General features: G+C 72.6%; 12 protein-coding genes and 1 pseudogene. 6 read left to right on the top strand and 7 right to left on the bottom strand.

The features are described from left to right. Positions 1-10 precede the first annotated feature (10 nt). A complete protein-coding gene (locus ACLJT4_RS24255; protein ID WP_411125114.1) occupies positions 11-1,171 on the top strand; it encodes an agmatine/peptidylarginine deiminase in 1,161 nt (386 codons plus the stop codon). A gap of 110 nt (positions 1,172-1,281) precedes the next feature. On the opposite strand, the gene ACLJT4_RS24260 is transcribed toward ACLJT4_RS24255, so the two are convergent. From ACLJT4_RS24260 to ACLJT4_RS24280, 5 genes are all read right to left on the bottom strand, one after another. Next, positions 1,282-2,289, bottom strand: a complete 1,008-nt coding sequence (locus tag ACLJT4_RS24260; protein WP_411125116.1) for a DNA-3-methyladenine glycosylase family protein — start codon at positions 2,287-2,289, stop codon at positions 1,282-1,284. Positions 2,290-2,291: 2 nt separating this feature from the next. Further along, positions 2,292-2,456, bottom strand: a complete 165-nt coding sequence (locus ACLJT4_RS24265) for a hypothetical protein (protein WP_411125118.1) — start codon at positions 2,454-2,456, stop codon at positions 2,292-2,294. A 330-nt stretch (positions 2,457-2,786) separates the two neighbouring features. Further along, on the bottom strand, positions 2,787-3,668 hold the full coding sequence (locus ACLJT4_RS24270) for a serine protease (protein ID WP_411125120.1): 882 nt from the start codon (positions 3,666-3,668) through the stop codon (positions 2,787-2,789). 12 nt (positions 3,669-3,680) lie between these two features. After that, positions 3,681-4,247, bottom strand: a complete 567-nt coding sequence (locus ACLJT4_RS24275; RefSeq protein ID WP_411125122.1) for an FAD-dependent oxidoreductase — start codon at positions 4,245-4,247, stop codon at positions 3,681-3,683. A gap of 469 nt (positions 4,248-4,716) precedes the next feature. After that, positions 4,717-5,436 (bottom strand): TetR/AcrR family transcriptional regulator, encoded by a 720-nt coding sequence (locus tag ACLJT4_RS24280; RefSeq protein WP_411125124.1) that lies wholly within the window; start codon positions 5,434-5,436, stop codon positions 4,717-4,719. Between the two features lie 58 nt (positions 5,437-5,494). Here ACLJT4_RS24280 and ACLJT4_RS24285 point away from each other — a divergent pair, with 58 nt between their 5' ends. Further along, on the top strand, positions 5,495-6,358 hold the full coding sequence (locus tag ACLJT4_RS24285; protein WP_411125126.1) for an SDR family NAD(P)-dependent oxidoreductase: 864 nt from the start codon (positions 5,495-5,497) through the stop codon (positions 6,356-6,358). A gap of 19 nt (positions 6,359-6,377) precedes the next feature. Here the strand turns inward: ACLJT4_RS24285 and ACLJT4_RS24290 are convergent, their stop codons facing one another. Further along, positions 6,378-6,956: an MSMEG_1061 family FMN-dependent PPOX-type flavoprotein gene (locus ACLJT4_RS24290; RefSeq protein ID WP_411125128.1), complete on the bottom strand. Its 579-nt coding sequence runs from the start codon at positions 6,954-6,956 to the stop codon at positions 6,378-6,380. Positions 6,957-7,100: 144 nt separating this feature from the next. After that, positions 7,101-7,766 carry a GntR family transcriptional regulator gene (locus ACLJT4_RS24295; protein ID WP_411125130.1) on the bottom strand — a complete coding sequence of 222 codons (666 nt, stop codon included), beginning with the start codon at positions 7,764-7,766 and terminating at the stop codon, positions 7,101-7,103. A gap of 166 nt (positions 7,767-7,932) precedes the next feature. On the opposite strand from ACLJT4_RS24295, the gene ACLJT4_RS24300 reads away from it, so the two are divergent. The 4 genes and pseudogenes from ACLJT4_RS24300 to ACLJT4_RS24315 form a co-directional block, all read left to right on the top strand. Continuing rightward, positions 7,933-8,712 (top strand): (Fe-S)-binding protein, encoded by a 780-nt coding sequence (locus tag ACLJT4_RS24300; RefSeq protein ID WP_411125132.1) that lies wholly within the window; start codon positions 7,933-7,935, stop codon positions 8,710-8,712. Further along, entirely contained in the window at positions 8,709-10,148 is a 1,440-nt protein-coding gene (locus ACLJT4_RS24305; protein ID WP_411125134.1) for a LutB/LldF family L-lactate oxidation iron-sulfur protein, read from the top strand. The genes ACLJT4_RS24300 and ACLJT4_RS24305 overlap by 4 nt, the downstream gene beginning before the upstream one ends. Continuing rightward, on the top strand, positions 10,145-10,774 hold the full coding sequence (locus ACLJT4_RS24310; protein WP_411125136.1) for a LutC/YkgG family protein: 630 nt from the start codon (positions 10,145-10,147) through the stop codon (positions 10,772-10,774). Before ACLJT4_RS24305 ends, ACLJT4_RS24310 begins: the two co-directional genes overlap by 4 nt. Before the next feature lie 563 nt (positions 10,775-11,337). Continuing rightward, positions 11,338-11,877, top strand: a pseudogene (locus ACLJT4_RS24315) (cryptochrome/photolyase family protein); the annotation flags it as partial. Between the last annotated feature and the right edge of the window lie 22 nt (positions 11,878-11,899).

Here is an 11,899-nt window from a genome sequence, read left to right on the forward strand (position 1 = left end):
GAGAGCAGAGATGGACGACCACTCCGCACGACAGACCCGCGTCAGCCGCGCCCTCGCCAGAAGGAGCTTCCTGGTCGCCACCGGCCTCGCCGCGGCCGGCGCCGCCTGGTCGATGACCGGCACCGGCAAGGCCCTGGCCACCGGCTCGGCACCCGCCACGGCACAGGGCTTCGCCGTACCGGTCGACACCGTCGCCCACAGCAGGACCTGGATGGCCTGGCCCGACAGCACCGGTGTCTGGGGGCCGAAACTCCCCGGCGTCCAGGCGAACATCGCCCTGATAGCCCGCACGATCGCGAAGTACGAACCCGTCACCCTGTGTGCCAACCCCGCCAGCGCGCAGGCAGCCAGGAACGCCTGCGGACCCTCCGTGACCGTCCTCGACACGATCCCGGTCGACGACTGCTGGATGCGCGACAGCGGCCCCGTCTTCCGTACCGACGGCGCCGGCGGCCTGGACGCCGTCGGCACGAACTTCAACGGCTGGGGCGGCAAGCAGCGCCACGCCCAGGACGCCCTGGTCGCCGAACGGATCGCGGCCCACCTCGGAGTGCCGTTCACCGCCGCCGGCTTCGTCGGCGAGGGCGGCGCGGTGGAGACCGACGGCGACGGCACGCTCATGGCCACCAGGAGCAGTCTCCTCAACACCAACCGCAATCCGGACCTGAGCCAGGCACAGGTCGAAAGCGCGCTGTGTGAGGCGTACGGGGCCACCAAGGTGATCTGGTTCGACGGCGTGACCGGGCGCGACATCACCGACGACCACGTCGACGCGACCTCCAGGTTCCTGGCCGCCGCCTCCGGTCTGGTCCAGATGCCGCTCGCCACGGACACCGACGCCTGGTCACAGGACGCGCGCGAGCAGTACCGGATCCTCTCCACGGCCACCGACGCCCGGGGCAACCCGATCACGGTCACCCCGCTCCAGGGCCCCGACTACCAACGCATCCGGTCCACCAGCCCCACGTTCGTCGCGGCGTACGCCAACTACTACGTGTGCAACGGCGCCGTGATCTCCGCCCAGTTCGGCGACGCCCGGGCCGACGCCGCGGCCAAGACGACACTCCGGCAACTCTTCCCGGACCGGGTCGTCGAACAACTCGACATCGACAGCCTCGGCGCGGGCGGCGGCGGCATCCACTGCGTCACCCAGCAGCAACCGCGGCCCTGACCCGCGGCGGGCGTCGTCGCACCTGACAGCCGTGGGCCCGGCGCCAGTCCGGCGACCCCGCCACACCCCAGGGCGCCTCCGCACCGCGTGCGGAAGGCACCCGCAACAGCTCAGCACTGTTCGCCTCCGCGCGCGCGAGATGTGACGGGTGGCGGCGCGCCCTGGCACGCGGAACCCGGCCCGGGCGTGTCCTGGGCGCGGATACGGAGCAGGGTGGCGACCCAACTGCGGTACGGCCGCCACCGGTCGGCGACGGCGGCCAGTCGCGCGGCGTCGGCGGCGGCCGGGGCGCCGAGCCCGTACGCGGCGGCGAGGGCACGGTGGACGCGCGGTTCGTGACGGGGAAAGACGTCGGGGTGTCCCGCTCCCCGAATGAGGACGAGCTCCGCGGAGAAAGGGCCGATGCCGGGCAGCGCCCGCAGGTCGGCGAGGGCGTAGTCGGCGGGCAGGGCGCGCAGGCGGGCGGCGTCGAGTTGCCCGTCGAGGGCGGCTTCGGCCAACGAGTGCAACCGTTGGATCTTGACGTCGGTCAGACCGGGCACGTGGCTGATGGTGCGCAGCACGGCGGGGGTGGGGAATGCGTGCAGGGTCTGGCCTGCGATGTGGACGCGGAGTCCGTGCCGGCTCGCGATGCGGGCCTTGATGGCGGATGCCTGGGCCATGCGAATGCGGTTGCCGATGACGGCCCAGGCAGCGGCTTCGTAGGGCGAGTGGAAGCACACCGGGCGCAGCCCCGGATAGTCCACCATAAGGCCCGCCACCAGCGGATCCGCGGCAAGGGCCGGGAATCCGGTGCCGTCGACGTCGAGGGAGAGGATGCGGGCGAGTTGCGCCCGTACGGCCTCGTCGGCCGCGGCCCCGGTGGGCGCCGCCTCCGCCGGGGCGGGAGTGCCGGGGTGCACGGTGAATTCGGCCCGCACCGTGCCGGTGCCGCCGCCTGTTGCCGGGTCCTGCCGGACGGTGGCCGCGACCACGGAGGTGCCGTCGTCGGCGGGGAACGCCAGGCGCAGGATCCCGTCCGCGGCGTCGTGGTAACTCGCGGGGGTGAAGCCCTCCAGGAATCGGATGCTGGCGGCGAGCGAGAAGGGCCCGGCCGGGGTGAAGGAGACGGCGGTCACGGTCAGCCTCCGTGTGCGGTGAGCGGGTGGCCCTCCGGGCCCTCGAAGGTGAACGTCGCCCCGAAGGGACGGTCCGTGATCGAGGTGCGGATCGTACTCCCGGCGTCCACGTCGCGGACTTGCAGGGCCACGGAGTCGGGGTCGGGGTCGGCGATGGTGACGGACATGGGGATCCCCCCTATGTCAAAACTTTGACGCCATCGAGGCTAGGGCGCCGACGCCGCCATGTCAAAATACTGACATGCGCCACGGCGCTTGGCCTTGCTGCCGCGACGACGTTTCCCCTGAGCCCCTGCGGAGCGGAGCGCTCGCCGGCGCCATCGCCATCGCCACCTGCACCGTGAGCCAGCCAGGCAAGGCTTCGAGAGCACATCCGCACGCCGTGCTGGTGGCGCAGGGCGCCGACGGCCCACGCGTCGTGAAGGCCGAGTCCGGCCGCTCCAACGACCGGTCCCCGTGCACACGGGTGCACGGGGACCGGTTCCGCGTCGTACGGGTCAGTGCCGCACGCCCGAGGGCTTGGGCAGGATGCAGCCCGAGGCGTTCAGGTCCAGCTTGTTGCCGGCGCCGAAGCACTTGGTGATGAAGTAGGTCTCCTGCGCGTAGCCGATGCCGTCGTGGACGGTGACGTTGCCGTTCTCATCGACCTCGCACGGGTTGTTGAGGGTGCACCGCTCGCCGTTCTCGTTGATGGTGTTGTTGATGGCGGTGACCTTGCCGGTGGTGTTGTCGACTACCGGCGAACCGGACGTGCCACCGATCACCTTGCACTCCGGGGTGTAACGGACCGAGTCCTTCCAGGTCCAGTCGCCCTCCTTGACGGTGGGCGCGAACCCGTCGACGCTACAGCTGTAGGTCTTCTTCCAGTAGCCGGAGACGACGGTGATCCCGGCACCCTTGGTCGGGTGGTCGGCGGACAGCTCCAGCGCCTTGATGCCGTACTTCTGCTCGATCTGCGCGTAGGTCGAACTGGTCTGATACAGCGTTACATCGGTGTCGGTCATCGTCGAGTAGGCGACCTTGGTGGCCTGGATCGTGCCCAGGTCGCCGGCGGACTTATCCAGGACGGTGAAGCTGCGACTGGAGGGCTGGTCGACTATCACCTCCCCCGCCGACGGCATCCCGCTCTCCAGGCAGTGCCCGTTGGTCATCACCAACGCGGGGTCATTCGGCTGCGAGGCGGGCATCTTGACGATCGATCCCGAGCAATTGTCCAGCGCCACCGTGCCGGCGAAGTCAACGGCCTTGGTGCGCGGGGGCTTCGGCTTGTGGTGCGCGGGGGCGCCGGACGGGGCGGCGCCCGCCGGACCGGCGGTGGCCAGCAGGGCGGCGGCTCCCATGACGGCGGTGGCCAGGGTGCCGACGAGAGGTCGATGCATGTGGGGGTCCTCTCAACTCTGTGTACCGGCGCGGCATGACGCGGGGTCCTGTCCACCGCCTCCGGATTTGTCATGCGCATTCTGTGCCGTGGTGCGCCCCGCGGCAATGAGATTCGGCGAACGAGGAGAAATTGATGCGGAGATCACGAAGGGCCGACTGCGCGCCGGGGTGCGTACGCGATAGGCGTCGGACCGGGCCGCGCACCCCCTCCGCACCGCCGACGCCCGGCGCCCCGCCGCACCGGCCTGACACGCCGTCATTTTCACGCTCGGCATGCCGCCCTGGCGGGTGCCGTGCATGACACCGTAGCCCTGCCGGATCGCGGCCGCGTCGCCGGCCGCGTACACCTCCGGATGGGACACCGACCACAACGCGGCGTCGCTCACGATCCGCCCGCGCTCGTCGACGACCAGTCCGGCGGCGGCCGCCAGCGGCGCTACGCGCGTGCCGCCGGTCCACAGGACCGCATCGGCGGCGATCCGCTCACCGCCGGCCAGTTCCAGCGCGTCGGGCAGCACCTTCGCCACCTCGACGCCGAACCGCACGGTCACGCCCAGCCGGTCGAGCGCGGCCCCCACCTACGCCTTGGCCCGCGGATCCATGGCGGCGCCGGGCTGCCCAGTCGCGGCGCACCGACGGTCGCGGCCCTCCCGCGACGTCCGCTCGGTGCGCGCGGAGTGCGGCGAGGCCGCTGACGACGATCCACGCGTCGACCGCGAAGGCCGCCATGCGCTCCAGGGTGCCGAGGCCCGTTCCGGGATCGTGCTGACCGAAGAACGACCACGCCGCGAGCACGGCGGCGGCCAGGGTCAACGTCACGGCGCGCAGTCGTGCGGAGCGGATGATGAGGTCATGGCTTCCCTTCGCGGACCGGGGTGCGCGGTGGACCTCCGCGCAGGGGCTGCGCGGAGGTCCGCCGGGCGGGGTGTGCGCGAAAGTTCTCAGGCGCGGCGGTTCCTCACCTCCCCGCAACGGGGGACGCCGGGGGCGCCGTGACGGGGAGGAAGGGCCGGCCCTTTCAGGGGGAGGTGCGCGGCGCGCCCTCGCCTACTCGGCGTCGTCGCCGGCGCGGTACCCCCGGAGCATGGCGCCGAGGATGTCGGTCAGCCGGGGGACGACGTCGACGACGGCGTGGCCGAGGTCCGGGTCCGTCTCGTACAGGCGGCGCAGTTCGGTGCCCGGGGCGGCCATCTGCCACAGCGCGCCGGCCATGGACGTGGCGGTGGCGACGACGTTGCCGGCCTGCGCCGGGCTCAGCGCGGCCACCCGGCACAGCGCCTCGCCCACCGCCGCGACCTCGGCGAGGGCGGTGACCTTGAAGCAACGGACGCTCTCCAGCGACACGTTGCGCTCCAGGTTCATCGGCGTGTGGGCGAGCAGATCGCAGAACAGCGGCCGCGCCACCAGCGACTCCGCCAACAGGCCGGCCACCGCGCGCGAGCGGGGCTCGTGGCGCACGCCGTCGGCGGATCGGGCGGCGCGCGCGTCGCCCGTGTCCGGCGCCGCGTCGACGAGCCGCTCGCGCACCGCCCGCGACCACTCCACCCACCCGGCGGCAGCCAGGCGCAGGAAGATCTCTTCCCGGGTCTCGAAGTAGCGGAGCATTCCCGACTTGTGCATGCCGACCTCGGCGGCGATGTCGGTCAAGGTCACCGTGCGGATGCCGTGCGCGGTGGCCAGGCGGGCCGCCGCGTCGAGGATCGCGGCCTCGCGGGCGAGCTTGGCCTCGGAGCTGCGGGCTCTGGTGGGCTGACTGCGACTGGCCATGGCGCCATCGTAACGCAACACGGTTGCACTATTAACGCAACCATGTTTCGCTATCTCCATGGCAACTCAAACGTGGTTCCTCACCGGTTCCTCCCGCGGCTTCGGCCGCTCCCTCGCCGTGACCGCCCTGGAAGCGGGCGACCGGGTCGTCGCCACCGCCCGCAAGCCGGAACAGCTCTCCGACCTGACCGAGCGGTACGGCGACCGGGTCCTCCCGGTCGCGCTCGACGTGACCGATGCCGCCGCTGCCGCGGCCGCGCTCGACGCCGCCCGCGACCGCTTCGGCCGCATCGACGTGCTCGTCAACAACGCCGGCTACGCGAACGTCGCCCCGGTCGAAACGGCGCCGGAGGACGACTTCCGCCGCCAGTTCGAGACGAACTTCTGGGGCGTGTACAACGTCTCCAAGGCGGCGCTCCCCCTCCTCAAAGCACAGGGCGGCGGCATCGTCGTGCAGTTCTCCTCGATCGGCGGCCGGGTGGGCGGCAGCGCCGGCCTGGGCTCCTACCAGGCGGCCAAGTTCGCCATCGACGGCCTCACCCGGGTGCTCGCCACCGAGACCGCGCCGTTCGGGATCCGCTACCTGGTCGTCGAACCCAGCGGCTTCGCCACCGACTGGGCCGGTTCCTCCATGGACGTCCAGGACGTCCCGCCGGAGTACCAGGAGACCGTGGGCGCCTTCACCGAGCGGGCCCGCGGGAGCCGGTCCGCCGGCGACCCGGACCGCGCCGCCGAGATCCTGGTGCGTGTGGTCAAGCGCGACCACCTCCCCACCCACCTGCCGCTGGGCTCGAACGCGGCCCGGATGGCGGTCGACCACGCGCGCCGGCAGAGCGCCGAGGCCGAAGCCTGGCGGACCGTCTCCGTCTCCGCCGACTTCGGCGCTGAGTACCCGGTCGCGCTCCCGGCGGACGCCGCGTAGCCCGGCGGGCGCGGACCGGCTAGGCCGGCTGCCCGGCGGGCCGCCCCCAGGTGTTCGGGCTCCACAGCCCCGAGCGGTTCAGCGACTGCGGGCAGTGCAGGTAGACCTCCTCGACATCGAGGAGCAGGGCGAGCCTCGGCCGCTGCCCCTTGACCGCCATGTCGGCGAAGAAGGGGGCGTCGGTGAGGATGCGCGCGCGGCCGTTGACGCGGAGCACGTCCTTGGCGCCCGGTATGAGGAACAACAGGCCGGCACGCCGGTTCGCCAGGACGTTGTGGAAGCTGTCCCCACGGCGGTTGCCCGGCCAGTCAGGCAGGGCCACCGTGCGGGCGTCGACGACGTGCGCGAAGCCGGGGCCGTCGCCGCGCGGCGACACGTCGCAGTTGCCGTGGGCGTCCGCGGTGGCGAGCAGGCAGAACGGCGAACGGGCGAGCAACTCCCGGTCCCGGTCGTCCAGTTGGTCGTGCACCTTGTCGATCACCGCGGGGTGCGGCTCGCCGAGGATCTCGCGCAGCCGCTCCGGGGAACGCAGCTCCACCAGTCCATCGCCGCGCCCTTGGGCTGTGCGGGGTTCCAGGGCGTGCGTGACGTGCGGCAAGGCCGGCTCCTCAGGTCGTACGTGATGCTCCAACGACGACTGGGACACCGCCGGAGGGGGTTGCCGCACCCACCCTAACCGACGGTCATTAGGTTAGCCTCACCTAATGATTCGCGGGCATCGTCCGGGCCGCGAACGCGGCGGTCACGCCACGGGAGGCAGCAGGGCCGAGTCGCCCGCGAGGCCGATCCGATGCAGGACCGCCGCCACGTGGCGGGTGAGGAGTGCGCGGGCGGCGGCGCCGTCGCCGCGGCGAATGGCCTCGGTGATGGCGGCGTGCTCGTCGAGATCGTCGGCGGCATGGCCGGGACCCGCCGTCGAGGCCGCCGCGATGCGGATCTGCTGGTCCCAGAGGTTCTCGTGGAGCCGCGCCAGGACGGGGTTGCCACCGGCCCGCATGAGCTGGGTGTGGAAGGCGCGGGCTACGTCCAGCGCCCGCCGGGACGAGGCTCCGTCCGGTGCGTCGTTCGCGGCCTGCGGCAGCGCCTCGGCGGCCTGGCGCATCGCCTCCGGCCCGCGCGCCGCGAGGGCGTCCAGCGCGAACAGCTCCATCAGCAGCCGCGCCTGGAGGACGGCGTGCGCCTCGCCCGGCGTCACCGGCACGACCAGGGCGCCGCGCTTGGGGTAGAGGCGCAGGAAGCCCTCCGCCTGCAGGCGCAGGAACGCCTCGCGCACGGGAGTGTTGGACAGGCCGAGCTCGGTGGCCACGGCGCGCTCGGAGAGCAGTTCGCCGCCGGGATAGCGGCCGTCCAGGAGGCGCTCCCGGACGTGGGCGTACGCGCGGTCGGCGGTCGGCTTCGACGGTGTCATGGCACCCATTGTGCCTGCTCGCCGCAGACATCCACCTAATCTTCCGTCTATGCTTACGTCTATCATGGTGAGGCCCGCTTCCCCGCCCCGTCACGACCGGTGGCCGGTGCCCGGCGAGCGGTGGCCGGAGCGACCGATTCCCCCTTCCCGCGACCAAGGAGACACGATGCGCACCGCCCTCTTCGTGACCTGCCTCAATGACGCGCTCCATCCGCAGACCGGCCGAGCCACCGTCAGCCTCCTGCGACGGCTCGGCGTGAGCGTGGACTTCCCCCCGCGGCAGAGCTGCTGCGGGCAGATGCACTACAACACCGGCTACCGCAAGGAGACCGCCAAGCTCGCCCGCCACTTCGTGGACGTCTTCGACGCGTACGACGAGATCGTCGTGCCCTCGGCCTCCTGCGGCGGGCTGCCCTCCGAGGCGTACGAGCGCGCGGCCCAGGCGTCCGGGGACGCCGGCCTGCTGCGCGACGTGCGCGCCATCGCCCCGCGCGTCCACGAGTTGACGCGCTACCTCACCGACGTCCTCGGCGTGGAGGACGTGGGCGCCCACTTCCCCCATCGCGTCACCTACCACCCCACCTGCCACAGTCTGCGGGCCACGGGGCTGGGGGACCGTCCCTACCGCTTGTTGCGCGCGGTCGACGGCATCGACTTCGTCGAACTGCCCGCCGAAGAAGAGTGCTGCGGGTTCGGCGGCACCTTCTCGGTCAAGAACGGGGCCGTCTCCGGCGCGATGAACGGCGACAAGGCCCGGCACGTGCGGGAGACCGGCGCCCACGTGCTGGCCGCGGTCGACAACTCGTGCCTGATGAACATCGGCGGCCGACTCACCAAGGACGGCCACGCCGTCCGCACCCTGCACCTGGTCGAGATCCTGGCCCGCACCCGGGCCGACGGGCCGCTCGCGGACGTGCCGGTGGCACGGAACGGAGCACTGCGATGAGCAAGACCTTCATGGGCTGGCCCGCCTTCCCCAAGGCCGCCGAGACCGCCACCACCGACGGACAACTGCGCGCGAACGTCCGCCGCGCCACGCACACCATCCGCACCAAGCGCGCCGCGTTGGTCGACGAGCGCCCCGACTGGCAGGACCTGCGGGACGCCGCGGCCGCACTCAAGGACGACGTCCTCGCCCACCTCGACACCTATCTGGAGCAGATCGAGGAGAAGGTCACCGCGGCGGGCGGGACGGTCCACTGGGCCGGCGACGCCGAGGAGGCCAACCGCATCGTCACCCGCCTCGCCCAGGACACCGGCGAAACCGAGATCGTCAAGGTCAAGTCGATGCTGACGGAGGAGATCGGGCTCGACGGGGCCCTGGCGGCGGCCGGGATCAGCGCCCGCGAGACCGACCTCGCCGCGGCCATCGTGCAACTCGGCGACGACCTGCCGTCCCACGTCGTGGTCCCGGCGCTGCACCGCAACCGCAGCGAGATCCGCGACGTGTTCGTCCGGGAGATGGGGAAGTACGGTCGGCCGGCACCCGAGGGACTCTCCGACGACCCCGAGGAACTCGCCGAGGCCGCCCGACTGCACATGCGCGAGAAGTTCCTCACCTCGCGGGTCGCCGTCTCCGGCGCGAACTTCATGGTCGCCGAGACCGGCACCCTGTGCATCGTGGAATCCGAGGGCAACGGCCGCATGTGCCTCACCCTCGCGGACACCCTGATATCCGTCGTCGGCATCGAGAAGGTCGTCCCCACCTGGCAGGACCTGGAGGTCTACCTCCAACTGCTGGCCCGCAGCGCCACCGGCGAACGGATGGCCCCCTACACCAGCACCTGGACCGGCGTCACCGACGGCGACGGCCCGCGCGCCTTCCACCTGGTGCTCGTCGACAACGGCCGCACCCGCGCGCTCGCCGACCCGGTCGGCCGCCAGGCCCTGCGCTGCATCCGCTGCGGTGCCTGCATGAACATCTGCCCCGTCTACGAGCGCACCGGCGGCCAGGCGTACGGCTCGGTGTACCCGGGCCCGATCGGCGCGATCCTCAACCCGCTGCTCAAGGGGGCGGACGATCCGCAGACCGCCTCACTGCCCTACGCCTCCTCGCTCTGCGGCGCGTGCAACGAGGTCTGCCCGGTCAAGATCCGCTTCACCGACGTCCTCCTCGAACTCCGCCACGACATCGCCGAGGGCGACGCGAAGGTCAAGCACCCCGCGGAACGGGTCGCCCTGAAGGCCGTCGCGGGCGCCATGGGGCACGGCGCGCTGTGGAACGCCGCCGTGAAGGCCGCGGGCACCGCCGGGCGCCTGGTACCCAAGAACGCGCACCTGCCCGGCCCGTTGCGCGGCTGGACCGACAGTCGGGCGCTCCCCGACATCCCCGAGGAGTCCTTCCGCAGTTGGTGGAAGCGGACCGAAGGAGGCACCAAGTGAGTTCCCGCGAGGCCGTGCTGCGCCGCATCCGCCAGGCCACCGCCGACCTGCCCAAAGACCCCGTCCCCGTCCCCCGCTCCTACCTTCGCCACGCCCCCACGGTGGTTCCCGGCGACCGGTCGGCAGCCGTCGCACTGCTGGTGGAGCGGCTGACGGAGTACGGGGCCGAGGTCCACCGCAGCGCCGAGGCGGACCTCCCGGCAGCGGTCGCCGGCGCCCTCGCCGCAGCGGGCTCCGCCGTCGTCCCCGCCGGGCTGCCCGACGCCTGGCTCGCCCGCTGGTGCGGAGTCGTCCGTCGCGACGCCCCGCCGCTCACGCACGCCGAACTCGACGCCACCGACGCCGTGCTGACCACCTGTGCGGCAGCCGTCGCGGAGTCCGGCACCCTCGTCCTGGACGGCGGGCCCGGTCAGGGCAGACGCGCCCCCACCCTCCTGCCCGACCTGCACGTCTGCGTCGTCCGCGGCGCGCAGGTGCACTCCGCCATGCCCGAGGCCATCGGCCGGCTGGCGCCGGCGCGCCCCCTGACGTGGATCAGCGGGCCCTCCGCGACCGCCGACATCGAGATGATCCGCGTCCGCGGCGTGCACGGTCCGCGGCGGCTGACCGTGCTCCTCGTGCCGTGACGCGGCGTCCGATGCGCGCGGCGGCAGGTGGCGGGCCGAGGTGCGTCGACCTACCAGGCAGGTCCTAGACGGCGATGACGGCGACGGTCTGGTGGCGACGGCCTGGACGGCCGCCGGCCGGCCGACGGTTACCCAACCGCCGTCACTTCGTTGCTGTGGGTGTGCGAACCTCTCGTTTCCTCGCGGCACTCGCCCTGGCGGCACTGACCGCCGGTACCGCCGTCGGCGCCGGTCACGCCGCCCCCGCCCCGCCCGACAGCAGGACCGAAGCGCGAGCGGACCACGGACCGCTGCGCTGCCCCCAGTGGTTCCGGGAACCCCATTGCGTGGAACTCCTGGGCGGACCGTACGAGGGCTGCCCCTGCAACGAGGACCGCCCGCCGTGGCTGCCGCGAGGTCCGCGGTCCCGCTGACCGACCCTCAGCGCCCTTGGCTGCGCCGGCTCGCTCGTCCGCCGCGGCGCCGCCGTCGGGTTCGGCGCGTTCCGGCGGGCCGGCGGCAGACGGCCGCAGCAGGATGGCCGCGATGAGTACCCCACACTGGCTGTTCGGCGACCAGCTCGGTCCGCACTTCCCCACGCGCCCCTCCCCGACTGGTTCCGCGAGCTCGACGCGGACGCCGTCACCGCCCGCTGCCTGGCCACCGTCCTCGCCCAAGTGCGTGACACCGGCTGGACGCACCACATCCCGCGGCTGATGGTCCTCGGCGACTTCGCCCTGCAGCGCGGCTGGGACCCGCGTGCGGTGACCGACTGGTTCCACCGCTGCTTCGTCGACGGCTACGACTGGGTGATGCTGCCCAACGTCATCGGCATGTCCCAGTACGCCGACGGCGGCCGGATGACGACCAAGCCCTACACCTCCGGCGGCGCCTACATCCACCGCATGAGCGACCTGTGCGCGGACTGCGCGTACCGTCCTTCGGACCGCGCCGGACCGCGGGCCTGCCCGTTCACCACCGGCTACTGGTCCTTCGCCGACCGGCACCGCGCGCTGCTCGCCGGCAACCAGCGCACCGCGCGGGCGGTCCGCGGCCTGGATCGCCTGGGGGACCTGGACGAGGTGTTGCGCACCGACCGCCGGTGGGACGCGGGGCCGCCGTGAGCCCGGTGCGCGGGTGACCCGT

The organism is Streptomyces sp. x-19 (assembly GCF_046549115.1).
GTDB classification, from domain to species: Bacteria; Actinomycetota; Actinomycetes; order Streptomycetales; family Streptomycetaceae; genus Streptomyces; species Streptomyces albulus_C.